The sequence below is a fragment of the Pseudonocardia sp. CA-142604 genome (assembly GCF_050948475.1).
In the GTDB taxonomy this organism is placed as follows: Bacteria; Actinomycetota; Actinomycetes; order Mycobacteriales; family Pseudonocardiaceae; genus Pseudonocardia; species Pseudonocardia alaniniphila.
In genome coordinates this window covers 9,058,259-9,083,421 of sequence record NZ_CP192045.1, presented here as the reverse complement: position 1 = coordinate 9,083,421, position 25,163 = coordinate 9,058,259, and the positions used below count along the sequence as shown (strand labels likewise).

Genomic DNA, 25,163 nt, shown 5'->3' with positions numbered 1-25,163 from the left:
GAGGTTAAGAATCTTGTTGATCGGCGGTGACTTGCGCTGGAGGCAGGGTGAGCTCGCCGGTCTGTCCGGCTTTTCCAGGTTCCTCGGGTTGGGGGTGGGCAGAATCACTGGGCGATCAACATCGCATGGGTAAACGCGGTAATCGTGTTGAACGCTGTCAGGAACGCGGTCTCCCACGGCCAGTTGTGGGGAAAGGCGCCGCGCGGAGCGGACAAATCGTCCTGGGATGGTGAACAGCTTGCGCCGTAGCGTCGAGACCGTGGCTCTGGCCGGCTCGGGCACGGCCCGACGCGTGTGGCCTGGGCAGAGGGTTGACGGCACTTGCCGGATCCTGCACCGAGACCCGAACCACCCTGTGCCGAGGGCCGCGAGCCGTCGGAACTCGTCGCCCTCTTGGCATCTCCGGTACCGGGTCCGCATCACACGACGAAGGGCTGAATGCATGCGCGAATCCCGTTTGCGCCGAGCCCGGCTTAGTGTCTGGCTGGGGCTGGCCATGGTGCTCGCCTGCTCAGCGTGCACCGCGACCGGACCGGGCCCGACGCCAGATCGCGCGCCCGGCGCCGCGCAGAATCTGACGCCAGTCAGCGTCTCGCTCGGTGATGTCTCCCTGAACAAGGTCGCGTTCCTGGTCGCCGCCGACAACGGCATCTACCAGAAATACGGGCTGGACGTGCATGAGTCCATTACGGCGGGCGCGGCCGACCGCATCCGGCGCAGCGGCATCACCGTGCCCGACGACTTCGTCGGCAAGACCAACGGGGACGACGCGCAGATCTCGGTCGGCGGTGGTAGTCCGTTGATCAACTCGATGACGACGGACCCTCTAGCGACACAGCGCGTCATTCTCGCCACCACCGACAGCGAGGCGGGCTTCCACGTCGTCAGCAACCCGGCCGTGGCGTCCATCGACGACCTCAAGGGTAAACGCCTCGGCTTCACCACTCCCGGCTCGGTGAGCAACCTGATCGCGCTTGCACTGGTGCGGCAGAAAGGCTGGACCCCGGGCCGCGACATCTCACTGATAAGTGACGGCGCGGACTACTCGGCCCTCAAAGCGGGCAAAGTCGACGCCTTCATAGGCAGCGAGATCTACTACACCATGGCCGAAAAGAACGGTGCAAAAGACCTGGCAGACCTGTCTGACTACCATATTCCGATCGCGGGCTCCGGCATCAACGCGAAGGCCGGTTGGTACGAGGCTCACAGGGACACTGCGGTGCGTTTCCTCAAGGCGACGATCGAGTCGTACGCCCTCATGAGGAAGAAACCGGACGTCGTCTACAGCGCGTTGGCCAAGTGGTACGGCGTCACCGACCCTCGGCAGCAGCGGGACATGTACAGCCAAGTCGCCCGGTTCCCGGAGAAGCCTTACCCCGCGGTCGATGGCATCAAGCTGGTCATGCAGCTGTTCCCCCACTACGGGCTGCAGCGCCATACCGCAGAGGACTTCTACGACAGCAGCGTGGTCGGCGAGCTCGACCGAAGCGGCTTCATCGACAAGGCGAACGCGACCTAGTGTCCTGCGTCGCAAGTTCGAGGGTTAATTCGTCGGAGCCTCGGGCGGCGGGACCGGTCCGCTACGTGTCGAGTAGAGCGGCACGCCACTGCTCGGCGTTGTTGGTGATGTAGTCGGTGTTGGCGCCCCAGGTTCGACCGTGGCCTTCGCGCCACAGCGTCGCCCACGGCTCGGTACCGATGTCGGCGCCGTGGGCAAGCAGGTCGTACATGGCACGTGTGCGCTGGGGGAGCAGGTCGAGCAGTCGGTGCCGCTGGCTCTCGTCCAGGTCGTAGGCGTCGACGAGAACGCGGAGACGGCGTGCTGGGTCCGGTCGTGTTGCCGATGGGTCGGCGGTGAGCGGGACGAAGCCGTGGGCGGCGTAGGCGAGATCCCAGAGCCGGGTGCCCGGCGCAGCGAAGTCCCAGTCGATCAGAGTCCAGGAGCGGTCGCCGGAGCTGATGAGGTTCCACGGGGCGATGTCGTGGTGGACGATCAGGTCGGCGCCGACATCGGGGATCGCAACCCGCCAACACGCGTCCGGAGGCGGAACGAACTCGGCGGCCGCGTCGTGGAAGGCGCGGATCAGCCTGCCGATCTCGCTGAGTGACCGATCGGAGTCGAGCAGGTCGAGCCGGTCGGGGTGCACAGGCGAACCGGGGATGTAGGAAAGGACTTCCCGCCCCAGATCGTCGACGCCGAGCGGTCGCGGTGCCCAGGTGAACCCTGCCTCGTGCAGATGTTCGAGAAGGGCGTGGACAGCTGGTGTGTGCGGGCCGGCTGGTCGGCGGACGGTGTTGCCGATGCGCACGACTCCGGCCGTCACGTTGCCGCCCGGCAGGCGCTCTTCCTGGTCGCTCACGCAGCAGTCGTCCATTCGCGTCGTCATGGGCCCGCATCTGCGAGCAGCATGCCAAGCGTCAGGCGCGGGAGCACGGCTACGACGACGCCCATCGCGCCGCACTCGCCCAACTCCAGCGCGCTCCTGGCGCATCGAGACGGCAGGGACGAGCCGATGCGCTGCCTCCGGCGGCTACTCCGGCCGAGGTGGCTCGCCTGCTACACCTCCCAGCCTCTCCGCGGCCGCCGGGTCCCGTAGACAGAGGGGCGTTGACCGGCCGAATGCGTCAGCGCGCAGACGAGCGCGGCCACGTTCGCGATCCTTCGACGACCGCCTGCCGCTCCTCGGTTCGACTCGTGACAGGCGTGCCGTGACACGGAAGGCTTCGAGGCCCCACTTCATCGTGACTCTGTCGATCCAGGAGAACTCGTGACAGCCAAGCTCGACTTCAAGCAGGAACTGGAGTGCTACAGGGCGAAGCGCAACTCACCGCAGGTCACCGATGTGCCGGACTTGCAGTACCTCATGATCGATGGCCACGGTGATCCGAACACGCCTGTCTACATGGACGCCGTCTCGGCGCTCTACCCGGTGGCCTACAAGCTCAAATTCGCCAGTAAGAAGGACCTTGACCGTGACTATGTCGTGATGCCGCTGGAGGGCCTGTGGTGGGCCGACGACATGGACACTTTCACCACCGTTCGGGACAAGACGAAGTGGGACTGGACCTTGATGATCATGGTCCCCGACTGGATCACGGCAGAGATGGTCACTGATGCGGTCGAGCAGGTCGGCATGAAAGATCGACCCATACGACTCGACGATCTCCGCTTGGAGGCCCTGTCGGAGGGACGCTGCGTCCAGGCTCTCCACGTCGGGGCCTACGACGATGAGACCGAACTGCTGCGGTACATGCACGAGGAGTTCATCCCTGATCAGGGCCTCAAGATGGTCGGAAAGCACCACGAGATCTACCTCAGCGATCCGCGGAGAGCGGAGCCCGCCAAGCTGCGCACGATCTTGCGACAGCCCGTAGCTGACGCATGAGCCATCTCATCTGAGCGTGTCGGCGCGGGGTAGACGCGAGGGCGCAGTTGACTCTCGACCTGGATGAGGCTGGACCCTTGAATGAGATCGACACCCGTCAGACAGGGGCGCAGATGAATGATGACGTGATGGCTCGCTTGACCGCTGCTGTCGAGCGTGGGCGCACGGGTGACAGGGCGGACGCTCGGGCTGCCCTCGAGGCCCTTTGGACCGAGATCGGGGAGGACGACGGCGATGCCTTCCACCGGTGCGTGATCGCACATTTCACAGCTGATCTCCAGGATGACGACCGTAGCGAGCTGCTATGGGACGAACGAGCGTTGGCTGCCGTTGCCGCGGTGACCGACGAACGCGCGCAGAAGTACGACGAGTCGTTGCAGGTCCGTAGCTTTATGCCGTCGCTCTACCTGAGTCTTGCCGACGACCACCGGCGCCTTGGCGACGCGGATCAGGCCGCCGATTTCCTTGCTCGGGCTCGGTCTGCAAGTGATGCACTCGGTGATGATCCCTACGGGGCGATGGTCAAGAACATAATGGAGAACATTGCGGCGGCGCTCGCCGCCGGGTCGACAGAACGTCTTTCCTAGTCCGTGAAGAAGGCGGCCAGGCAGTTACCGATCGTTGGCCAGGCGCGGACGGGCTCCAGGGGGAGTCGGAGCCTCCTCGCCGGCTTTCGTTTCAGGAAGATTGCGTGACACGTTCGGTTTGCGTGTGACCCAGTTCGCAGAGCGAATCGGGAAAGGTAAGGCTAACTTCACTACATGGTTGTCGTTTCAACGTTCGCGGCCGCAGCGCCTGCGCCCGCCGCTCCGCCGACCTGGCGAGTGCTCCCGGAGTTCCTCTACTTCGCCGCACTGAGCGGAGCCACCGGCGGCGCCGGGGCTTACGTGCTCGCCGTCGGTCCTGCGCTGCGACACGGCCCGGCCGCCGCGCCGACGATCGCCCGGAAGGCGGCGACCGGCCTCGGTGTGCTCGGCCCCGTGCTCGTCGTGGCGCTCTGGCTGCAGCTCGCGGTGACCGTCGCGGGCGCCGGCAAGGGGATGCCGTTCGGGTCGGCGCTCTCGCCCGGCGCGATCGCGACGTACATCGGCAAGCCGGCCGACGACGGCGAGTGGCTGGCCTCGGGCGTGCTGACAGCCGTGCAGTTCGCGTTTTACCTGGCGGCGGCGCTCGTGCTCGCCGCGCTGCTCGTTCCGGCCGCCTGTACGCGGGTGCGGAGACTCGCCGGCAGCGCCGCCGTCCTCGCCGTCGTCGGCACGGCGGCCGCGGCGGTCCCGACGAGCCCAAGCGGCGTCGCGAAGGAGCTCGGCGGCGTCTTCACCCAGCTACACGTGCTGGGCGGGACGACCTGGCTCGGCGGGCTCGTGATGCTGGCTGGGCTCGCCCTGGCCGCCCGGCACACCCCTGGCGCCGGGGATGTCTGGGCCGCGGTCTGGGCATCGTTCAGCACGCTGGCGATGGCCGCCGTCGGGCTGGTGCTCGTGTCCGGGCTCTGGCTGCTGTGGATGCATGTCGGCAGCCCGGCCCAGCTGCTCACCACCACCTACGGCCGGTTCCTGCTGATCAAGCTGGTGCTGGTGCTCGCGATGCTGATCGCAGGCGCGCTCAACCAGCTCTCGCTGCTGCCCCGCATCGCGAGGGTGCGCCGACTCGAACCCGACGACACATCGCTGCTCCGCCTCACACTGCGGCACTTCCCGCGGGTCGTCGCCCTGGAGGCGCTGCTCGGGCTGGCGGTCCTCGTCATCGTGCCGCTCCTCAGCGGATCGGCTCGCAAGCAGGCCGGCGAGACGGGCAGCCCTGAACTGGACGTCAGCGTGCTGCTGATCGGGGTGCTCTTCGCCGCAATGCTCGTCATGTCGTTCGTCGCGGCCGCCCGGCTGGGTGACCGTCTCGGGCGGCGGGTCCCGGTGGAGTCCGCGATCTGAGCTGCTGGGCTCGGCGGGACGGCGTCAGCCGACAAGGGCGTCGATGTTCGAGGCGTCGGAAATGGCGCTCACCCGGAGATCCTTCCCGGACTGCGCGTTGCGCTCGGTCGGCAGCTCCCGCCGACCGCGCGGTAGCGCCGGGGGCTACCAGCAGCTCCTCGGCCGGCAACTTGGTGATCACGTCACACCCGTCGGGCGAGCGCTGATGCCACGCACAGCACGCCGCGCTCGTCGAATCCGACGCCGACGACCTGTACCCCGGCCGGCAGGCCGCCGTCGGTGACGTCACCTGGCACCGAGACGGCCGGCCACCGTGTGAGGTTGAACGGCAGTGTGAGAGCGGACAGCGCAGCCCTGACCGGCACCGCAGTACCAGCGATGTCGACCTCAGGCATTCCGATGCGGGTGGCACGCAGCCGAGTGGTGGGCAGGACGAGGACGTCGACGTCTCCGACGGCCTGCCGCATCGCGCTCGCGAGCCGGCGGCACGTGCGCAGCGCATCGACGTACCCGCGAGCGGGATGTTCTTTCCACGGCAGGAGGCGCTCGCTGGTCACGCCCTGGTAGTCCGCCAGACGGTCGGCGAGCCACATCGCGTGGGTGGCGTATGCCTCCGTGCCGACGATCACGCTGTAGGTGGCAGCGAGTTCGTCGATCATCGGTGTCCGAACCTCGACGAGGGACGCACCGCGGGCGCGCAGCGATTCGAGTGCGGTGTCTACCGCAGCCGTCAGCACGGGGTCGAGGGGTCGCCAGTAGTCGTCCACGGGCACCCCGACGCGGACGCCGGCGACGTCGGGGGCCTGGACTCGGCCGCCGGTGCCGTGGGTCTTGCTGAGCACGTCCCAGGCCACGCCGGCGGCGTGCGTGTCCGCGGCGAGCACCCCGACGTGGTCGCAGGTCTCCGACAGCGGGAAGACCCGCTCCGTGGGCAGCGTGCCGAAGGCCGGTTTCAGCCCGACCACCCCGCACAGTGCGGCCGGCGTCCGTGAGCTCGCTCCGGTATCGGTGCCCAGTGCCAGCGTCAGATGCCCGGCGGCGATGGCTGCGGCAGAGCCCGACGACGACCCGCCGGTGATGCGGGTGTGGTCATGCGGGTTGAGTGCGGGGCCGGTCGCGGCGGCGTCCCCGGTGGAGCCGATGGCGAACTCGTGGGTGTGCAGCTTCGCCACCACCACCGCACCGGCCTCCCGGAGCCGGGTGACCATGGGTGCGTCGGCGTCGGCCGCCGGTGCGTCCGCGAGCACGTTCGAGCCCGCCCTCGTGGGTAACCCCACCACGTCGAACAGGTCCTTGACCCCCACCGCCACGCCGTGCAACGGCCCGCGCCACTCACCGCGCGCCAGCTCCTCTGTCAGCACCCGGGCCTGCTCGACGGCACGCTCGGCGTCGAGCGTGATCACGGCGTTGTGGGTGTCGGCGGCGAGACGGCTGAGGGTGTCGGTGACGTGCTCGACGGGCGAAAGCGCGCCCGAGCGCAGTTGCATCCCGAGCTCACGAAAGGAGACGATCACGCGTTCGCTCGTCATCAGGTCCTCTCCACTGGTGTCCGGTCCGCCGCCGTGACGAGCGGGGCCCCTCGGACCAGGGATCAAGCGTTGACGCGCCGAGCGGTCCCCGACCCCGATTCGCGTCTGCCTGACCCCTGGTCGGCTTGGACAGTCGACCAGCCCAGGGCTTTCACGATGTAGGGCGATTCCTACTCGGCATCATGCGTTTCCTCGAGCACGGTCACCGAAGGGGAGGAAAGGTGCTCACGTCGCCAGCCGGCCGGCGTCGTCCCGTATTGCCGCCGGAATGCCCGTTCGAACGTACTGAGGTCGTGGATTCCGACGGCAGCCGCGATGTTCGACATCGTGAGGCGGTGGTACCTCGGGTCGGACAGCATCGCCTGTGCTGCGAGCAGCCGCTGTTCGCGAAGGTAGGCACCGGGCGTGGTCCCGATCCGTTCGAACAGGGTGTACACACGGCCGACCGACACGTGGTGGCGCCGCGCCAGCTCCGTGACTCTCAAGCGCGGGTCGGCCAGGTGTTCGCGGACGTGCATCCGCATCATGTCGAGCAGCACCCCTTCTGGGCCGTCCCCGTGCGGTACGGACGGGGTGACGTCCCGCAGCGCCATCGCCAGCAGATCGATCGCGGCCTGCCCGGCGTCGAGCCGCTGGTCGCCGGTGAGGTCGTCGGCTGCCTCGAACAGCCGTCGCAGGTAGCTGGACAGCATCTGCATGGCCGGGTATGCGGGGCCCACGCTGCGTGCACAGGCGCCGGTGATCTCGACGGTACGGAGCGGAAGCAGCTCGCGGGAGAAGCACAGGTTCATGCACCGGACCTCGGTCGGCGTGACCCGCTCGTAGCGGCTACGGGCCTCGGCTAGCACTCCCGTACCGGCTCCCATCTCGACGAGGCGATCGTGCTGGCGAACGAGGCCCTGGCCAGACGTGTAGACGCAGAAGAGCATCACGTCGTCTGCGGACTCTTCCGCGGCCATCCGATCGGTCCGGAGCAGCGACATCGGCCCCCAATGCGTCCGGGAGAGTGTGAGGGCCTCGCCCAGCTCCTGAAGCATGGCGCATCCTCGGAAGTCGGGTTGCGGCCGGGCGATCACGGGCATGAACCACTCACTGGCGACTTCTCTCAGGTCCTCGCCGGAAAATTGGTGGATCCGCACGGCCCGAGGCTAGCTCCGAGCATTTGCCCAGCTGAGCGCATCGTCCGTCGACTGTGACGAAGCACCCAGTGCGTGGTGACACGGTGTGGCCGGGGCGAGGCTCTGGGCCCGATATGGCAAATGGATGTCCACGTGCAGCCAAGAGCGCATGTATTCGGTGCGCGCAATGCGCGCTGACGCCACTTCAGCTGAGACGTGGGCGGCCCGGGCCGTACGCCGGGGGAGACGAACCCGAAGCGACACGGTTACACGCGCGGGACGGGTGCTGCCGGTTGACTCCCGGCGACGGTCGCGCGGACCTGATCGACCACGGTCTCACGCCATTCCTCGGGCAGGATCGCGAACGTCCCGTCCTCAACGGTCCCCAGCGCCTCCTCGGCAACGAGAGCAGGCGAGACGCCTTCGGGTGACATCCCCGTGGCCACCAGAGCAGGGCAGACCATGCTGATGCTCACCGGAGTACCGGCCAACACCATCGCCGCGTGCTTCACGACAGCGGTCACCGCGTGCTTGGACGGTCCGTACGCGCCACCACCGGGAAACACCGCGAGGCCGGCAAGTGAGGCGGTGACCAGCACGTGGGCCGGTTTGTCCATCGCGAGCAGCCGCGGCACGAAGGCCCTCAGACCATTGACGACACCGGACACGTTCACCGCGAACACCCGGTCCCATTCCTCAGCAGGCACCTCCCATGGCGCACCGAGCGATGGTCCGACGATGCCGGCGTTGAGGCAGATCAGCCGGGCCTGCGGAGCGCGGTCCGCGAGGGCCTGCATCGCCACAGGATCGGCGACATCGCCGGTAACCGCGGTTGCACCGAGGCGCGTCGCCGCTGCCGTGACTCCGACCGCGTCGACATCGACCAGGACAAGCTCGACCCCCTTGGCATGGAGCGCCTCCGCCAAAGCCAGCCCGATGCCACCAGCGGCTCCAGTGACTACCGCTTCCAGAGGACCATCTCCCAGCCTCTTCATTCCGTGGGGGCTCCCGAGATCGCCGGCAAAAAGGTCATCCGCGGGACCCTAGAGACCTCGGCCCGAGGCCTGCACGCCGATATGGAAGCTCGCGCCCGGCGTCGCATAGGTTCGTTCGGTGAGCCGTGGGGCTCGACGGTGGACGGGCGCTGCGGGCATGCTGGTCGCAGCGCGCGACTGGCGGGACGAGGATGGAGCACCATCGGGAAGCCTGATCGCGGGAGCCGACCGCCTGGGCTCTCGCCCAAGGCGGTTCCATGTCGATCGCACAGACCTCCACCGCTCGCCTGCTCCCTGGAGCACCGGTCGCGGACGCAGTCCTGAACGACGTCCGGTCCCGGGCACAGGCTCTCCGCGACCGCGGAGTGACACCCTCGCTCGCGACCATCCTCGTCGGTGACGACGATGCGAGCGCCGGCTACATCAGGATCAAGCAGCGCCAGGCGGCCGAGCTGGGATTCCGGTCCCCGCATGTCCATCTTCCGGCCGATGCGACCCAAGAACAGCTCCACGACGTGATCCGCGCCTTCAACGGCGATCCCGCGGTGCACGGGCTGCTCATCCAGTTCCCGATCCCAGGACACCTGGACTACGGCGAGGCGCTGATGCTGGTCGATCCGGACAAGGACGTCGACGGCATGCATCCGATGAACCTCGGTCGTCTGGCCGCCGGCCTTCCTGCGCCCGTTCCGTGCACCCCGGCAGGGATCGAAGCCCTGCTCGCCCATTATGAGATCCCCGTCCGGGGTCGTCACGTCGTCGTCCTCGGCCGTGGTGCCACCCTCGGACGGCCGTTGTCGATCCTGCTCTCGCAGAAGCGCAGCACCGCCGACGCCGCGGTCACCGTCGTGCACACCGGAGTTCCGAACTGGGCCGATTACACGCGGAACGCCGACGTCCTCATCGCCGCAGCCGGGGTGCCCGGCATCGTCCGCCCCGAGCATGTCCGCCCGGGCAGCGTGGTGATCGGTGGCGGGGTGCGCTACCAGGGGCGGCGCCTGCTGCCCGACGTCGAGGAGTCGTGTGACCAGGTGGCCGGCGCCATCACTCCACGAGTCGGCGGAGTGGGGCCCACAACCGTGGCGATGCTCTTTCGGAACGCTGTTGCTGCCGCGGAGCGGACGGTGGAGAGAACCTGAGCGAGCCCTGCCCACACCCGCTTCATCACCCTGAGCGCGGTGAGCCGGGGAGCGCGCCGGTGACGGTGCGACCTGCGACGACGGTGGCCACCACGCGGGTGTCCGGCAGGTCGTCGAGCGCGCAGGTGACCGGATCACGATCCAGGAGGACCAGGTCGGCGTGGCTTCCCGGTCGCAGGTCGCCAACCTCGCGCCAGCCGAGTACCTCCGCTGCCTGGCGGCCCCACATCGCGTAGGCCTCTCGCCTGCTCACCACCTGCGCGGGGCCGTCGTTGCGCGACGGTCCCGCTCCGATCCGGTGCGTGGTCGCGAGCGCGATGCATTCGAACGGGTTCTTGGGACCCCAATCGCTGCTCCCGGCTACGGTGAGGCCGGAGTCGATCATTCGACGGAACGCGTTCAGATGGCCCATGACCTGCTCGCCCACGCGATGCCGGATGCGCGCTCCCTTGCCGGTGGTGAATCCGATGCTGACCGTGACCTGCAGGCCGTGCTCGGCATAGCGCGTAGCCTGACGTTCGTCGAGGAAATAGGCGTGCTGGAGGATCCAGCGCTCGTTCCCGTCGATGCTGCCTTCGGCCCGCATCTCGTCGAGGATTCCGAGGATCACGTCGTGCTCGCCGAGGCCGCTCGCACACAGGTTGACTCGCAGCCCCTCGCTTGCCGCCTGGCGTAGCGCTGTGCCGAGCAGGGACGGCGACGTGTGCCATTCGCCGGTCGTCCGCTCGCCGAAGGGCCCGATGTAGGGCTCCCGCATGACCATCTTGCCGTTGCTGAAGGGTCCTGCGGGCTTGATGGTGAAGCCGTCGACCCGCAGGAAGTCACCGTGATCGCCCTCGATCGCTTTGGCCAGAGCGAGTTGGTCTCCCAGCGTCGCTGCGTCGGCTAACCCGACTTGAAGAGCGGCGCCGAGCACCTCGGAGGCCGCGAGCACTCGGACGGTGAGTGCGCCCTCCTCGGCCAGTGTGCGGTAGACGGCGATGTGCTCGGGTTCCATCGCGTGGCCCTCATAGATGGTGGTGACGCCGAGTGCGTTCTGCGTCGCGAGGGCCTCACGTGCCGCCCCCGGGATCAACGCAGGGCGCACGAAGGGTATCTGCGCCCATTTCGCTGCCCAGAAATCGTCGTGGTTCAGGTTGTAGTAGTTGTTCACCGCGCCCCGCAGCCGCCCGGTCGGCCGACCGTGGTCGTCCTTCTCGACGACGACGTTGCCGTGATGATTCGGGGTGTCGCGACCGATCCCGAGAACGGCGAGCGCTGCCGTGTTGAAGGCGGCGTGGTTCGGCAGATTGGGTGCCCACGCCTGGATCACGACCGGGTGATCCCGCGTGCCCGCATCGAGCGTGACGGCGTCGGGTAGCACGCCTTCGGTGAGGTCGCGCCACGTCCGGCCGATGAAGTAGTGCGGTTCACCGACGGGAGTTGTCATCACCCATTCCCGGGCCGGCGTTCGCGCGGCCTGTCGGCGAATCGCGCCGATGATGTCGGCGTGGTCTCGAGCGTCGCTGACGTCGACGGTGGGCGCGGCGAAGGCGGCGAAGTGCAGAGCGCGCGGATGCGTGTCGACGAGACCAGGGGCCACGACGAGACCCGGCACGTCGACCTGCTCGGCGTCCGGACAGGCCCGGAGAACCTCCTCCAGCTCGCCCGCGGCGACGACACGGCCGTCGCGGATTCCCAGGGCGTCGACCACGAGTGTCTCGTCCACCCGGACGGTGCCGCCGGTCAGCACGACAGTGGCGCCTTCGGCTTCGGTCATCGCAGGCCCATTCAGTTGCAGCCGTCGTCGCTGGACCGGCGGCCTTGTCATGGCTGGTCTCCTGGAGCATCAGCACGCAGCCCAGACTGATCACCGCGGTCACGAATACGTACACCGCCACCGTCGTCGTTCCTCCGGTGAGAAGGAAGCTCGTGGCCAGCACGGGGGCCAAGCCACCTCCGATGGTCGCGCCGAGCTGGTAGCCGACCGACGATCCGCTGTAGCGGACCCGCGTCGGGAAGAGCTCCGCGATGCCTGCTCCCATGGGCCCCGCGAGCGGTGCCACGCCCGCGAACGCCACCGCCAGCATGACGGCCATGAGCAGCGGGTCTCTGATCTCCAGCACGGGGAACCACGCGAAGGCGAACAACGCTGTGAAGCCGGCACCACCGATCATGACCACACGCCGCCCGACCCGGTCGCTCAACGCCGCGAACAACGGCTCGCCCGCGGTCATGGCGAACGAGCCGACGACGGTCGCGATCAGGAACTGCTCGCGCGGCAGTCCGAGCTCGAGTGTCCAGTAGTAGAGCAAGAACGTCGCCAGCAGGTAGCTGGTCGTGTTCGCCCCGAGGCTCATCCCCGCCGTTACGAGGACCTCTCGCCAGTAGCCCCGCAACACCTCCACGATGGGCGGCCGGCTCGTCGCCCCCGTGGCTTCGGCCTCGGCGAGCTCGGGGGACTCCGCCAAGCGCAGACGGATGAACAGGCCGATGCACACCACCAGCGCGCTGGCGAGGAACGGGACGCGCCAGCCCCACGATAGGAACGCGTCCGGGCTGAGCGAGCTCAACGCCAGGAAGACGAGGGTGGCGAGCATGACTCCGGCCGGTGCGCCCGCCGCTGCCCACGATCCCATGAGGCCCCGGCGCCGCTTCGGCGCGTGTTCCATGCCGATGAGAACCGCGCCGCCCATCTCACCGCCCGCCGAGATGCCCTGCATGATGCGCAGGACGACCAGCAGGATCGGCGCCCAGATCCCGGCGGCGGCGTACGTCGGCAGAAGTCCGATGAGGACCGTCGCGGATCCCATCATGACGAGGGTGATGGACAGCGTGTTGCGCCGTCCGATCCGGTCCCCGAGGTGACCGAAGACCACGCTCCCGAGCGGGCGGGCCAGGAAGCCCGCAGCGAAGGTACCGAAAGCGAGAAGTGTGCCGACAGTGGGATCAGCGGCCGGAAAGAAGAGTTTGTTGAACACCAATGTCGCCGCAGTGGCGTAGATGAAGAAGTCATACCATTCGATTGCCGTGCCGATCAGTGCGGTGATCGCCAGTCTCGCTGTCGATGGGCGGGTAATGGGCGGCTGGTCACCGAAGTCGTTCATGTGTATCCCGATCGGCGAGCTCTGACCGTGGAACGGTAGGGCAGGCATTTCATACAGCTGTGCCTCTCGGGCGCATGTGGTCATCGATAGGACATGTGGGCCACCGCCCTGGGCGGTGTGACCTGCTTCCTTCGGTGAGGCAGCCGGCCGCTGCTGTCCTGGCAGCGCTCATCGCTGGATGATGCGGTCGCGGGCTTCAGCGACATCGTTCCGGAAATTCCTGCGGTCGGCAGGTGGTGTTGTGCTATCAGTCGTCTCGCGTCAGGTGCGGCGGCTCAGGCCGACCGCTCCGCACGGACGAAGAGGAACACGGGAGCCGTCTTCAGTGTCTGCATCAGATCGTCAGGTATGGGTGCGCCCTCGTCCGGCTGCGGTTCCTCCACCGCATCGATCGTGAACCCGGCCGCCCGGAGCGGGCCGAATACCTCGGAGAATGACCGGCGGTACATCGAGGCCGTGACCTCGTGGCCGTCGAGATCCCACCGTTCGCGGATCAGCTCCGTCCGGTGGTAGTCGGTCTGGTCCGACAGCCGCCACCCCGTGATCGGGTGGTGGAGAGAGAAGACGAGCGCGCCGCCCGGGACGAGACACCGATCCAGCTCCGCCAGAAGCGGGCGCCAGTCGGCGATGTAGTGCAGGACGAGCGAAGCGATCACGAGATCGACCGATGCGGTCGGAACCATGTCGAGCGGTTCTTCCAGGTCAGCGACCACAGCTCGGCCCCGTTGCCCGATCCGCTGCTGGGCCAGCTCCACCAGCCGTGGCTCACGATCCACGGCTGTCACGTCGGCTCCACGGTCGATGAGCATCTCGGTCAGTACGCCCCCCGCACAGCCCAGTTCCAGAACGCGCATGCCCGCCAGCTCGCCGGCCAGCCGCAGGATCGCCGGGCGCTCGTAGTAGGCATTCGGGCCGCTGTGTGTGGAGTGCTCGGCGTAGATCTCCGTGTGGTCGCTGAAGAGAGAGTTGCCCGGCACCACACGCACGCTACGACACCGCGAGGACCCCGTATGGGGCGCTGGAACCGGTCCGACGTGCTCATCACGAGTCGCCGGCGAGCACGCCCATGACGAGCTCGTCGTGCCACTCGCCTTCCCAGTACAGGGCGTCGCGCAGTCGGCCCTCCAGCACGAACCCGCACTTCTCGTACACCCGCCGCGCGCGGGGGTTGAAGTCGTACACACCCAGGCTCAGCCTGTGCAGGCCCACGCCCAGGGCGTAGTCCACGACGAGACGCGTGATCTCGGTGCCGTAGCCCTGGTTCAGGTGTGGGCCACCGAGGAGGATCCGGTAGTTGGCCGAGGCGTTGTGGGCGTCCAACTGGTTGATCACGGCTTCGCCGAGGAACACGCCGTCGGTGATGCGGATGGCGGCCCAGTCGGCCCGGTCGTGGTGATCTTGTCGGGTGGCGAGCCACTGCGCGATGTGGTCCGGTTCGTGATGCTCGTGGCTGCCGGTGAGCCGCTGCACCTCTCGGTCGTCCAATGTGGCGAGATAGTCGGTCAGGACCGCGGGGGTCAGCGGCTCGAGTCGTACGCGCTCGCCCGTGAGCGTCGGCTGGTTCCGGAAGACGTCCGCGTCGATCATCGGATCATGATGGTTGATCGATGAGCGGCACCGTCGTTGTCGTTCTCAGCGGTGCGCCGAACCAGCCGGAGAGTGCTTCTCGCAGCGTGGACGCGGCGGTGTCGGCGGGTTCGTTGATGGTTGCTGCCCAGGCGATGTGGCCGTCGGGGCGGATCAGTAGGGCGTCGGCCGGGCGTTGATCGGTTTCGGCGGTGTGGATGTCGACGCGATGTTGCCAATCTCGGGCGGTCTCGCGGAGGTCCAGGCGGTCGGCGAGGTCGACCAGGATGGGCCGTGCCGTGTGCATGAGCGCCGCGACGCTGGTTGTGCCCTGGTCGGTGCGCAGAGCGAGGTCGGGGGTGAAGGTGCCGGTCAAGGCGTGTCGGTCGGCGCCGGGTATCGGGTAGCGGATGTCGGTGCCGGCGACAAGAGATCCCAAGCGGCGCAACGGCTGCTCGTCGACGAGCAGTTCCCGGAAGACCTCCCGAAGTGCCTCGGCGGCTGGGTCCTGCCCGCGCCTCAGCGCCACCTGAGCTTGGGTGTGCAGCAGCGTACGTGCGCCGGCGAGGTGACGTTCGTCGTGATACGTGTCCAGCAGGCCGGCCGGCGCCCAGCCGTGGACGGCCGCGGCCAGCTTCCAGGCAAGGTTGACCGTGTCGAGCATGCCGGCGTTGAGTGCCACGCCCGTGGCGGGGAACAGGTGAGCCGCATCGCCGGCCAGCAGGATCTGTCCGTCGCGGTAGCGCTCGGCCTGCCGAGCCTTGAAGGTGAAGCGCGAGAGCCGGCGCGGTTCTCCCAGCGGTAGATCCGCGCCGAGCACGCGACGGATGCTGTTCTGGAACTCGGTCAGGGTCATCGGCTCGTCGTCGTCGTATTCGACGGACTCGTCCTCGGTGGTGAAGAGCATCAGAACCTCGGGGGTGAGCGACCCGAACGCGAACACCCCACGGTCCGTCCGTGTGAAACCGGCACGGATCCTGCCCAGCCCGGGAACGTCGAGGTCGCCGTTGTCGAGCCTGGTCACCGAATCGGGCATCGTGACCTGGGCCAACCGGTTGACCTCCGGGTACGTGGTGCCCGGGAACGGGATGCCGACCATGTCGCGGATCCGGCTGCGCCCACCGTCGCAGCCCACCAGGTATCGGGCGGTCACGTGGTACGGCCCGTCCGGGCCGTGCACCTCCGCGGTCACCGTGGCGTCGTCCTGGGCCAGCCCGACCACCTGGTGCCCCCGGCGTATGTCGGCGCCGAGTTCGCGGGCGCGTTCGTCGAGCACGCGCTCGAGCCGCGGTTGTGGGATCTGCAGGGCGTGAAGCGGGGGATCCGTCAGGTGCGTCAGGTCCAGATCCACTCCGCCGAACGGGAACCCGGGAGCCGGGTCGGGATCGGTACTGGCGGCTCTGAAACGTTCGAGCAGACCTCGGCAGCGCAGCAGTTGCAGGATCTGCCCACTGAGACCGTTGGCCTTCGAGGCCTCTCCAGGCCGCGGGCGCCGCTCCAGCACCAGCGGTCGCACTCCGGCCAGGCGCAGTTCACCGGCCAGCATCAGGCCTGTCGGGCCGGCGCCCACGATGATCACGTCGGCGTCCGTCACCGGCCATTCCCCGCGCAGTCTTTCGGTCGTCGACAACGGCACACGCACTCGTTACTCCTATTTCCGCAGGTCCTGGCCTCGACGGAGGATCTTGCTGCACGACCCGGGTCTTGCCACAAGCCCCCGGGTGCGCTATAGGTTGAGTACGGGAAAGGAGTAAGTGCTCTTTCCTCATGGCGTCCGCTGTGGACGGACCGCCTCCTCGGAAGCTCCGGCGCGCGCGTCGCGGCTTTCCCGCGTGCTCTTCAGTGGCCAACGAGCCCGTTACGGTGGCGACCGTGGCAGAGACGCAGCGCCAACCCGTCCCGCGGAACGACGGGGGTGAGCTTGATACGGCAGTCGCTTTCCTGACGTTCGTACGGCAGAGCGTCATCAAGAAGACCGATGGTTTGAGCGATGAGCAGCTTCGCCGTGCGCTGGTGCCGTCGGGTACCTCGCTCCTCGGACTCGTCCAGCATCTGACGGTCACGGAAAGATATTGGTTCGGCCATTATCTCGTCGGGTCGTTCAAGGACACGGCGTGGGACCTCAGCATGGCGATCCCGGCCGGACGAACCACCCGGCAGATCATGGACGACTATGTTGCGGCAATCGCTGAGAGCGACAAGGCCATCGAAGCCGTGGGTGATCCGAGTGCGCTCGCTGTCGGGTCTTTCGACGGCGAGAGTCGCACGCTGAGGTGGGTGCTCGCGCACATGACCGGAGAGACGGCGCGTCATGCCGGCCACGCAGACATTCTCAGAGAGCAGATCGACGGAACTACCGGTCGCTAGACGTTCGGCGATCACGACAAGAGGATGTGTTCGACGAAATGCCAAGAGCTTCGCCATCGGCGACCGCTAGGGAAACAACGCCTTCGACAGCGGAGGCGACCGGCTGAGCCGGGACAGGCCGGCGAACGGCGGCCTCCGCCATCGGAGTCGAGCCGAACGTTCAGGCGAACCTACTTCATGCTGCCCAGGAGCTTGGCGAGCATCTCCTGCAGGCTGCCCGTGTCGGGCAGCTCGCCTTGCGGCGTGACCTTGTCGACGACCTTCGGAAGGACTTCGGCCATCCCTTCTTTTGCCTCGTCATGGGATACGCCGGCCTTCTGCGCCAGCTCGTCGACCTTGTCGCTACCGAGGGCCTGCTCCACCTCGTCGCCGCTGATGGCTTCGTTCTTTCCGGTGCCGACCCACGATTCGGCCTTGTCCCCGAGGCCGGCGCCCATGAATTGATCGAGCAGGCCTGCGAGGCCGCCCTGTTTCGCGGAGCCTTCCTGGAACATCTGCAGCGCAGACTTGATGAGGTCGCCGCCCTTACCGCCGAGCAAGCTGCTCAGCATGCCACTCAGTCCTTCGGTCATGATTCCTCCTTAGGTCGAGGGGGCGCCCGTCATCGGCATCTGAGCGCCAATTGACCGTAGCTACCCGAGCCTAAGGTCACCAGGACGAACTGTTTGGATGTGCTCGGCCATTCGGGTTGGTGACACTCGGCTTACGGCTGAGCGGGGCGGCGGCTGTCGCGCGTTGTAGCTCGATCCACAAAGGTCTGTCCTGCATTCCTTGTTGCCGCGGAAGATCCGATTGTGGCCCACTCGTTCTGCAAGGTCCGGCTGAGTCTCGATGGCTGGCATGCGCGTTGCAGGTATATCGAACCCGCGCATTGCATCCAATGGGTGGACGCCTCTCGGGCTCGATCGGCGCTCGCCTACCGCGCCGCGGCGAGCCGCGCCGCCAGCCCGTCGAGATGCCGGGCGAGTCCGTGCTCGAACAGCCCGTCGAGGTCGTCGACGACCCCAGGGGCCACGGTCGCGAGGTGCGGGAACCGCCCGGAGCCGAGCTGTTCCTGCACCTCGTGGTCGATGGCTTGCCACCACTGCAGGTTGGTCATCCCGGTCTCGCGTTCGGCCTCGGCCTCGGCGCTCATCGTGAGCGCCATGCCCCGCACGAACGCGGGCAGCGTGATCGCCTCCCGGGCCATCTCCTCGGGCGAGAGCCCGAGCCCGTACAGGGCGCCCAGGACCCACTCTGAATGCGCCATCGCTTCCGGGAGGAGCAGGGGGCGGGTCATCGACATCACCCCGGCCAGCCAGTGGTGGGTCCTGTAGAGATCCCATTGCAGCCGGCACACCAGTGCGAGCGCGGCTCGCCAGTGCCCCGGCCCGGACGGGGGCAGCGGGCGGGCGGCCATCAGCTCCCGCACCATCCCGTGCACCAGTTCGTCCTTGCCCGCGAAATAGCGGTAGAGCGTCATCGGACCGACACCCAGTTCCGTGGAGAGGTGGCGCATGGACAGCGCCTCGATGCCCTCGGCGTCGGCTATCGCGATCGCTGTGGCGACGATCCGGCGCCGGTTGAGTGCCGGCGGGCGGCCGCCACGGCGGTGCGGCGCTCGGGTGTGCTCGCTCGCCCGCACCACCGTGCCCATGCCGGGCCGGGCCTCCACGAGTCCCTCGTGCTGTAGCACGCCGAGCGCCTTGGCGGCGGTCACCATCGCCACGCCCCACTCCTGCACGATCGCCCGCGTGGAGGGCACCCGATCGCCCGGCCGCAGTTCCCCGGCGCGGATGCGCTCCCGGATCGCGGTGGCGATGCGCTGGTAGGGCGGTTCGGCGGCTGAAGGCACGGTGTTAGCGTACTAGTACGCTGACGCTCGTTTGGTCTGGCGTACCGGATGGGCGCAGGTGGGGAATTCCCCCGTATTGCCCGAGTTTTGTTGCCTTGCTTGGCAGGTGATCCCTAGCCTCGAGGCATGACAGTCGTACAGTGTTCCGAAACAGATCGGGCGGTCGCGATCCTCACGGAGGCCTTCGCGGGCGACCCGGTGGGGCGCTGGCTCGTGCCCGGCGACGGAGCCGAGATCTTCTCTCGGCCGGCAGCGGAGTCGGCGGCGGCGGGTGAGCTGGCGTTCGCCGGGAACGACGCCGTGGCCGTCTGGCTGCCGGTGTCGGCCGAGCAGCGTGTGGTCGAGGAGTTCGACCCGCGCGAGGCCGTCCCTGAGCGGGTGCGGATCTTCGTCGAGCTGATCGCGGCCCGCCATCCGTCCGGCCGGGCGCACCTCTACCTGCCGTTCCTCGGCGTGCGCCCGCAGCAGCAGGGCCGCGGCCTCGGTGGACGGCTGCTGGCCGACCGGCTCGCCCGTGCCGACGCCGACGGCCTGCCCGCGTACCTGGAGGCCAGCTCTCCGCGCAACGTGCCGCTCTACGAACGCCACGGGTTCCGCCCCACCGGCGACCCGATCCACCTCCCCGACGGCCCATCGGTCCTGCCGATGTGGCGTGAACCCAACCCCTCACGAGGAGAACTCCGATGACAACAACAACCACCGGCTCCGTCCGCAGCGAGATCGTGGCCGGGAGTACCGCCGACTTCATGCTGGTGCGCCACGTCAGCGCCAGTGGTTCGCAAGCCGAGATCGGGCGAGCGCTCGCCGAGGAGGCCCGCTCCACATACGGCTGGTCGCCCGTGCCCACGGGCGACCGGCTGCTGGCCAGGGCGCGCAGGCGGTGGTTCGAGCGGAACTGGCCACAGCACCACGCGCGGCTGCAGGGCGTGGCCGAGGCGGCGGGCGTCGACTACGAGGCCGACGCGTTCCACCTCGACGGGCTCACCGGCGTGCCGGACGGCTCGGCCTGCTCGGCGGCCTACTGCCCGCCCGGCTCCACGGCCGAGGGCCACGCGCTGCTCGGGCGCAACTACGACTTCTTCACCACCAGCCAGGCGGCACTCTTCGCGATGCTTGCCGGCCATCAGGTGGAGGACTCGGGGCCGCCCATGGCCGCCCGCCCGTACGTGCTCGCGAGCGTGCCGGACGACGGTCCGGCCACCACCCTGATCACGATGAACGAGCTGGACGGGTGCATGGAGGGCGTCAACGAGCACGGGCTGGCCGTCGCCCTGCTCATCGCCGACGGCGAGAACGCGAGCGCGCCGATCGACGCCTGGCCGCAGGTCGGCCTGGCCAGCGCTCAGCTACCGCGGTTCCTGCTCGACACGTGTGCCTCCGTCGAGGACGCCAAGGCCGCACTGCTCGACGCCAAGCAGTACGACCTCGGCACCCCGCTGCACTACCTGGTCGGTGACGCGAGCGGCGCGGCGTTCGTCTGGGAGCGCGGGCCGGGCGGCGACGAGCACATCACCGAGTCGGACGGGGCGCTCTGCGTGACGAACCATCTGCTGCACCGCAACCCGGACGTGGCCGCGCTGCCGGAGGACAACGAGGAGTCGATGCTCTCCTACCAGCGCTACCGCACCCTGCACGGAAGTACCGGCGGTGCGATGTCGGCCGTGCGGCTGCGGGAGTCGCTCGACGAGATCCGCTTCGACGCGGCCATCGCCGAGCCGTATCCGGTGCGCACGCTCTGGCGCACGGTCTTCGACCTGCAAGAACGCTCGATGTCCACGCACTTCTTCCTCGGCGAGGACGAGTCGGGCCTGCGCTACAGCGAGGAACTGGTGTTCACGGCCGTCCACTGAGGCCGGACGGGCGGCGTGAGCGCTTCGACAAGCTCTACGAGACCGGGTAGCTTGCGCGAGGTGATCACCGGGACGGCTTCGAGCCACGCACGGATCGGCGACCCGGTGGGGGGCTGATCGCACCGCGGGTGCCGGCAGGGCGCCCGTCAGGTTCGACGCGGGGACCCCCGGGTGTGCGTAGCACCGCACACCCACCCCACGTACGAACGCGAGGACAGCCGAATGAGCGTCACCTTCAACCACACCATCATCGCCGCCACGGATCGAAACGAGTCCGCTCGGTTCTTCCGTGAGCTGTTGGAACTCCCGGAAGCCCCGTCCTGGGGCCCGTTCACCAACGTCCAGCTCGACGGAGGGGTGCTGCTGCAGTTCGCGGAGCCGCCCGTCGAGATCCAGATGCAGCATTACGCGTTCCTGCTCGACGACGACCTCTTCGACCGGGCGTACCGGCGGCTGTGTGAGGCCGGCGTCGAGCATTGGGCGGATCCGCAGATGACCCGCCCTGGCGAGACCAACACGGAGCACGGCGGCAGGGGAGTGTATTTCAAGGACCCCGCTGGTCATGCGATCGAGCTGATCACCCGGCCCTACCTCTAGCCGTGATCGCATCTCCTCGGGCGCACATGTCGCGGACTCTGTGAAATCCCTCGCCGTCGCCTGTCGCGCCCTGTAGATACGGCCCCTGACCTGTGGAAAAGCAGGGCAGGGGCCGTATCGCCGGGTCGCAGGCGCTGTCGACGGGGCCTGCGTTGCTCGATGATGATCGCCATGCCGCGTCTCGTCGGTCCCGCCATCCCACCCGGTCGCCTCGCGCGACTGGCTCAACCGGTTCTCGACCTCACTGACATGGCCTTGCGGCCCTGGCAATCGTCAGACGTGTCTGCTGTGGTGGCTGCTTACTCGGACCCTGACATCCAGTACTGGCACGCGCGCTCGATGACGGAGGCCGAGTGTCGAGTGTGGATCGACTCGTGGCCTGTCCGCTGGGCCGAGGAGAGTGGGGCAGGCTGGGCGATTGCCGACGAGGCAGGGCTGCTCGGTCAGATCAGCCTGCGGAGGCTGTACCTTTCCGACGGCATCGCGGAAGTCTCTTATTGGGTGGTGCCTGCAGCGCGTGGCCGCCGAGTCGCCACAAGAGCCCTGTCTGCGCTCACTGCCTGGTCTTTCGCCCGCCTCGATCTGCATCGATTGGAAGTCAATCACTCCACGATGAATTCGGCCTCGTGTCGCGTGGCAGAGAACGCCGGCTACGCGATGGAGGGAACGAAACGAGGCGAGGCGCTGCACCCTGACGGATGGCATGACATGCACCTGCACGCTCGCTTGAGCATCGATCCGCCTCGTGAGGGCAGGCCGTCCAACTGAGTGGACGGCGCGGCCCGATCTCGGGGAGCGTCCACCCTCATGGACGACGTGGAGATCCGGAAGCTGCGCGGGATGGCGGGGTTGGCGACACCGATGGCGTTGCGGGTCGCTGTCACATTGCGCCTGGTCGACCGCCTGAGCATCGACGGCGCCGCCGCCGCGGACCTCGCTGCGCAGACCGAGACCGACCGGGCAGCCATGGCCCGGTTACTGGACCACCTCGTGACGGTGGGCGTCCTCGATCTCACGGACGATCGCTACCGGACCACCGCACTCGGCGACCACCTGCGGGAAGACGCCGACAACGGGCTGCTCGACGAACTCGACATCACTTCCGCCATCGGACGCGCAGAACTGGCGTTCGTGGAACTCCGCCACACCGTCGAGACCGGGCGGGCCGGCTACCCGGAGCGCTACGGAAAGGACTTCTGGGCCGACGCCGCGACGACCCCCGCGTTGCAGCGGTCCTTCGACGCCAAGATGACCCGCCGATTCCGGGAGCACGCCCCGGCAATCGCCCGCCGGTTCGACTGGAGCCGCTTCGGCACCATCGTCGACGTCGGCGGCGGACAGGGCACCGTCCTCAGCGCCATCCTCCGTGAGCATCCGGCCGTTCGCGGAAGGCTGGTCGATCTCGCCCTCACCGCAGCGCAGGCCACGAAGGAGTTCATCGCCGCCGGGCTCGACGGTCGCGCCCGGGCGATCGCCGGCAGCTTCTTCGAGCCCCTTCCGGAGGGCGCCGACGCCTACATCCTCTCGGACATCCTCCACGACTGGGACGACGAGCACGCTCACCGGATCTTGGGTCGTTGCGCTCAGGCCGCAGGATCCGACGGGGTCGTCCTGGTCATCGAGCCCGTCCGCGGGCACGGCGCTGACACGGCCATCGATCTGTCGATGCTCGTCTTCTTCGGTGGCCGTGAACGGAGCATCGAGGAACTCTCCGAGCTGGCCGCCGACCATGACCTGAGGCTCGCATCGACCACGCCGGTCGCAGATGGACGCACCCTGCTCGAGTTCGCTTCCGCGACATGACAGGCCGCCAGGAGACGAGGCCGCCTGCTGGAGCCGCCGACGTGCCGAGCGAACCGAAGGAGATCGTCCGCCGGGGATACGACGCCGTCTCCGAGCGCTACCGGGCGGATGACGACGAGCCGCCCGCGTACACGGCCTGGCTCGCCGACCTCCGTGCCTGGTTGCCGCCCATCGCGTCCGTCCTCGATCTCGGCTGCGGCTGCGGCGTGCCCATCTCGCGGACGCTCGCCGATCTCGGGCACGACGTCCTCGGGGTCGACATCAGCGCGGTCCAGGTCGAACGCGCCCGACGGCTCGTTCCCGCCGCGCGGTTCATCCAGGCCGATGCAGCGAGCTTCTCCGTCGCCCCGGGCTCCTTCGACGCGATCGTCTGTCTGTACATGCTGATCCACCTGCCACACGGTGAGCAGGAAGCGCTCATCAGGAATCTCGGCACATGGCTGAAGCCCGGCGGCGTCCTTCTTGCGACCGTCGGCGCCACGGCCTGGACCGGCGAGGAGGAGGACTGGCTCGGCGGGGGTGAGCGCATGTGGTGGAGCCACCCAGGGGCGGAGACCTACCGCCACTGGCTGACCTCGGCGGGACTGATCATCGAGCGTGACGAGTTCGTGCCCGAAGGGAGCAGCGGACACCAGATGGTGATGGCTCGCAGAGGGTGACGCTCCCCGCGTCAGGTGCTCGATCGCTCATCGGCGGCGCCGGCCTGGATCCAGTTCTGCAGGGTGCGGGCCGCGGCGCCGGAGTCGATGGATCGAGCTGCGAGGTCGAGAGCCTCCGGGAGGGCGCCAAGGATCGCGGCGGGCGACAGTGGACGGTTGGCCACGTCATGGGCGACGATCGCGGCGGCGGCGTTGATCAGCGCCGCATTGCGGACCGGTCCGCGCTCCCCGGCGAGGACGTGGCGGACGACCGACGCGTTGTGGACCTGATCGCCTCCGCGAAGCGCGCCGACGGGAGCGGGGGGAACGCCCAGCACCGCCGGATCGATGTGCAGTTGCTCCACACGCGAGTCGCCTGCGATCCACATCGTCGAGGTGGTCGTCGTCGTGAGCTCGTCGAGGCCGTCGTCACCACGCACGACGAGCGCGGTGACGCCGCGGTCGGCGAACACCTGCGCCAGCAGCGGGGCCTTCGCGAGATCGGCGCAACCGACCAGCGAGGCAGGCGGGCGAGCCGGGTTGATCAAGGGCCCGAGGAGGTTGAACACCGTGGGGACACCGATCTGTCGGCGCGGTACGGCGGTGTGGCGAAGCCCGGGCTGGAAGGCCGGGGCGAAGCAGAAGCCGATCCCACAGGCTGCGACCGTCCTGGCCACTTCGTCCGCCCGCAGGTCGATCCGAACGCCCAGCTCCTCGAGGACGTCGGCGGCACCGCATGCTGACGAGGAACTGCGTGCCCCGTGCTTGATCACGCGTCGCCCGGTGCCGGCCACCACCAGCGCCGCCATCGTCGAGATGTTCACGGTGTCGGCTCCGTCGCCACCGGTGCCCACGATGTCCACCGCCGCTCCCGGGAGCAGTACCGGGGCAGCGTTGCGCATCAGCGAGGCCACCAGCCCGGCGATCTCGCCGGCCGTCTCTCCCTTGGCCCGCAGCAGTACCGCGAAGGCGGCGATCTGGGCCGGTGTGGCCCTGTCGGAGACGATCTCGTCCATCACCTGCTCCGTGAGCGGCGCCGGTAGATCCTCGCCGCGGAGCAGAGCAGCGAGCACGGTCGGCCACAAGCCCGTGACCGCCCGGGCGGGACGGGGAATCTGCGGTGCGGGCGGTGCGGAGCGGGACATCGGGGTGGTCCTTCCGGATCTTCTGGATACCGGCCGCCTCGCGTGGAGCGCCGGGACCCGCGATCAGGAAGGCGGGGTGTCGTTCTGCTCGGCCGCTCGTGCGGGCGGCCGAGAACGGTGCAGGCTCACGGTCGCCAGGAAGGCGACCACCACCAGAGCTGCACGGACGACATCACCCGCAC

At 68.3% G+C, this 25,163-nt stretch carries 23 protein-coding genes, 1 pseudogene and 1 riboswitch; of the genes and pseudogenes, 12 read left to right on the top strand and 12 right to left on the bottom strand.

Translation table 11 applies throughout. The features are described from left to right. Positions 1 to 442 precede the first annotated feature (442 nt). Complete coding sequence (locus tag ACQPZQ_RS41345) at positions 443 to 1,519, top strand: ABC transporter substrate-binding protein (RefSeq protein ID WP_433289935.1); 1,077 nt, start codon at positions 443 to 445, stop codon at positions 1,517 to 1,519. A gap of 61 nt (positions 1,520 to 1,580) precedes the next feature. Here the strand turns inward: ACQPZQ_RS41345 and ACQPZQ_RS41340 are convergent, their stop codons facing one another. Further along, positions 1,581 to 2,360, bottom strand: coding sequence for a phosphotransferase enzyme family protein (locus ACQPZQ_RS41340; RefSeq protein WP_433289934.1), 780 nt, complete (start codon positions 2,358 to 2,360; stop codon positions 1,581 to 1,583). 408 nt (positions 2,361 to 2,768) lie between these two features. On the opposite strand from ACQPZQ_RS41340, the gene ACQPZQ_RS41335 reads away from it, so the two are divergent. From ACQPZQ_RS41335 to ACQPZQ_RS41325, 3 genes are all read left to right on the top strand, one after another. After that, positions 2,769 to 3,386, top strand: a complete 618-nt coding sequence (locus ACQPZQ_RS41335; RefSeq protein WP_433289933.1) for a GyrI-like domain-containing protein — start codon at positions 2,769 to 2,771, stop codon at positions 3,384 to 3,386. Positions 3,387 to 3,463: 77 nt separating this feature from the next. Next, entirely contained in the window at positions 3,464 to 3,973 is a 510-nt protein-coding gene (locus ACQPZQ_RS41330) for a hypothetical protein (protein WP_433289932.1), read from the top strand. 174 nt (positions 3,974 to 4,147) lie between these two features. Then, positions 4,148 to 5,314 carry a copper resistance D family protein gene (locus tag ACQPZQ_RS41325; RefSeq protein WP_433289931.1) on the top strand — a complete coding sequence of 389 codons (1,167 nt, stop codon included), beginning with the start codon at positions 4,148 to 4,150 and terminating at the stop codon, positions 5,312 to 5,314. 182 nt (positions 5,315 to 5,496) lie between these two features. On the opposite strand, the gene ACQPZQ_RS41320 is transcribed toward ACQPZQ_RS41325, so the two are convergent. From ACQPZQ_RS41320 to ACQPZQ_RS41310, 3 genes are all read right to left on the bottom strand, one after another. Next, a complete protein-coding gene (locus tag ACQPZQ_RS41320) occupies positions 5,497 to 6,843 on the bottom strand; it encodes an amidase (protein WP_433289930.1) in 1,347 nt (448 codons plus the stop codon). A gap of 170 nt (positions 6,844 to 7,013) precedes the next feature. Next, positions 7,014 to 7,925, bottom strand: a complete 912-nt coding sequence (locus tag ACQPZQ_RS41315) for a helix-turn-helix domain-containing protein (RefSeq protein WP_433299631.1) — start codon at positions 7,923 to 7,925, stop codon at positions 7,014 to 7,016. Between the two features lie 302 nt (positions 7,926 to 8,227). Continuing rightward, on the bottom strand, positions 8,228 to 8,956 hold the full coding sequence (locus ACQPZQ_RS41310; RefSeq protein ID WP_433289929.1) for an SDR family oxidoreductase: 729 nt from the start codon (positions 8,954 to 8,956) through the stop codon (positions 8,228 to 8,230). Between the two features lie 163 nt (positions 8,957 to 9,119). Further along, a riboswitch (ZMP/ZTP riboswitch) is annotated at positions 9,120 to 9,201 on the top strand. A gap of 12 nt (positions 9,202 to 9,213) precedes the next feature. Here ACQPZQ_RS41310 and ACQPZQ_RS41305 point away from each other — a divergent pair. Continuing rightward, a complete protein-coding gene (locus ACQPZQ_RS41305) occupies positions 9,214 to 10,095 on the top strand; it encodes a bifunctional 5,10-methylenetetrahydrofolate dehydrogenase/5,10-methenyltetrahydrofolate cyclohydrolase (RefSeq protein ID WP_433289928.1) in 882 nt (293 codons plus the stop codon). Positions 10,096 to 10,120: 25 nt separating this feature from the next. Here ACQPZQ_RS41305 and ACQPZQ_RS41300 read toward each other — a convergent pair whose 3' ends face one another. From ACQPZQ_RS41300 to ACQPZQ_RS41280, 5 genes and pseudogenes are all read right to left on the bottom strand, one after another. After that, positions 10,121 to 11,854, bottom strand: coding sequence for an amidohydrolase (locus ACQPZQ_RS41300; protein WP_433289927.1), 1,734 nt, complete (start codon positions 11,852 to 11,854; stop codon positions 10,121 to 10,123). Positions 11,855 to 11,891: 37 nt separating this feature from the next. Beyond that, a pseudogene (locus tag ACQPZQ_RS41295) lies at positions 11,892 to 13,181 on the bottom strand (MFS transporter); the annotation flags it as partial. A 275-nt stretch (positions 13,182 to 13,456) separates the two neighbouring features. After that, positions 13,457 to 14,158 (bottom strand): class I SAM-dependent methyltransferase, encoded by a 702-nt coding sequence (locus tag ACQPZQ_RS41290; RefSeq protein ID WP_433289926.1) that lies wholly within the window; start codon positions 14,156 to 14,158, stop codon positions 13,457 to 13,459. A gap of 64 nt (positions 14,159 to 14,222) precedes the next feature. Next, positions 14,223 to 14,768, bottom strand: coding sequence for a GNAT family N-acetyltransferase (locus ACQPZQ_RS41285; RefSeq protein ID WP_433289925.1), 546 nt, complete (start codon positions 14,766 to 14,768; stop codon positions 14,223 to 14,225). A 4-nt stretch (positions 14,769 to 14,772) separates the two neighbouring features. Further along, positions 14,773 to 16,341 (bottom strand): FAD-dependent oxidoreductase, encoded by a 1,569-nt coding sequence (locus tag ACQPZQ_RS41280; protein ID WP_433289924.1) that lies wholly within the window; start codon positions 16,339 to 16,341, stop codon positions 14,773 to 14,775. 278 nt (positions 16,342 to 16,619) lie between these two features. Here ACQPZQ_RS41280 and ACQPZQ_RS41275 point away from each other — a divergent pair, with 278 nt between their 5' ends. Next, positions 16,620 to 17,114 (top strand): DinB family protein, encoded by a 495-nt coding sequence (locus tag ACQPZQ_RS41275; protein ID WP_433289923.1) that lies wholly within the window; start codon positions 16,620 to 16,622, stop codon positions 17,112 to 17,114. Positions 17,115 to 17,284: 170 nt separating this feature from the next. Here ACQPZQ_RS41275 and ACQPZQ_RS41270 read toward each other — a convergent pair whose 3' ends face one another. Together ACQPZQ_RS41270 and ACQPZQ_RS41265 are read right to left on the bottom strand one after the other, a co-directional pair. Beyond that, positions 17,285 to 17,686, bottom strand: coding sequence for a YidB family protein (locus ACQPZQ_RS41270; protein WP_433289922.1), 402 nt, complete (start codon positions 17,684 to 17,686; stop codon positions 17,285 to 17,287). Positions 17,687 to 18,030: 344 nt separating this feature from the next. Continuing rightward, the gene (locus ACQPZQ_RS41265) at positions 18,031 to 18,948 is read right to left on the bottom strand and encodes a GntR family transcriptional regulator (protein WP_433289921.1); all 918 of its coding nucleotides are present in this window, start codon (positions 18,946 to 18,948) and stop codon (positions 18,031 to 18,033) included. A gap of 126 nt (positions 18,949 to 19,074) precedes the next feature. Here ACQPZQ_RS41265 and ACQPZQ_RS41260 point away from each other — a divergent pair, with 126 nt between their 5' ends. The 6 genes from ACQPZQ_RS41260 (at position 19,075) to ACQPZQ_RS41235 (ending at position 23,857) form a co-directional block, all read left to right on the top strand. Continuing rightward, positions 19,075 to 19,635 carry a GNAT family N-acetyltransferase gene (locus ACQPZQ_RS41260; protein ID WP_433289920.1) on the top strand — a complete coding sequence of 187 codons (561 nt, stop codon included), beginning with the start codon at positions 19,075 to 19,077 and terminating at the stop codon, positions 19,633 to 19,635. After that, positions 19,632 to 20,798 (top strand): C45 family autoproteolytic acyltransferase/hydolase, encoded by a 1,167-nt coding sequence (locus ACQPZQ_RS41255; RefSeq protein ID WP_433289919.1) that lies wholly within the window; start codon positions 19,632 to 19,634, stop codon positions 20,796 to 20,798. The genes ACQPZQ_RS41260 and ACQPZQ_RS41255 overlap by 4 nt, the downstream gene beginning before the upstream one ends. Before the next feature lie 222 nt (positions 20,799 to 21,020). Further along, positions 21,021 to 21,395 (top strand): VOC family protein, encoded by a 375-nt coding sequence (locus tag ACQPZQ_RS41250; protein WP_433289918.1) that lies wholly within the window; start codon positions 21,021 to 21,023, stop codon positions 21,393 to 21,395. A gap of 159 nt (positions 21,396 to 21,554) precedes the next feature. Beyond that, entirely contained in the window at positions 21,555 to 22,163 is a 609-nt protein-coding gene (locus ACQPZQ_RS41245; protein ID WP_433289917.1) for a GNAT family N-acetyltransferase, read from the top strand. A 39-nt stretch (positions 22,164 to 22,202) separates the two neighbouring features. Beyond that, a complete protein-coding gene (locus ACQPZQ_RS41240) occupies positions 22,203 to 23,198 on the top strand; it encodes a methyltransferase (protein WP_433289916.1) in 996 nt (331 codons plus the stop codon). A gap of 41 nt (positions 23,199 to 23,239) precedes the next feature. Continuing rightward, on the top strand, positions 23,240 to 23,857 hold the full coding sequence (locus ACQPZQ_RS41235; RefSeq protein WP_433289915.1) for a class I SAM-dependent methyltransferase: 618 nt from the start codon (positions 23,240 to 23,242) through the stop codon (positions 23,855 to 23,857). A gap of 11 nt (positions 23,858 to 23,868) precedes the next feature. Here ACQPZQ_RS41235 and trpD read toward each other — a convergent pair whose 3' ends face one another. Beyond that, a complete protein-coding gene (gene trpD, locus ACQPZQ_RS41230; protein WP_433289914.1) occupies positions 23,869 to 24,981 on the bottom strand; it encodes an anthranilate phosphoribosyltransferase in 1,113 nt (370 codons plus the stop codon). Between the last annotated feature and the right edge of the window lie 182 nt (positions 24,982 to 25,163).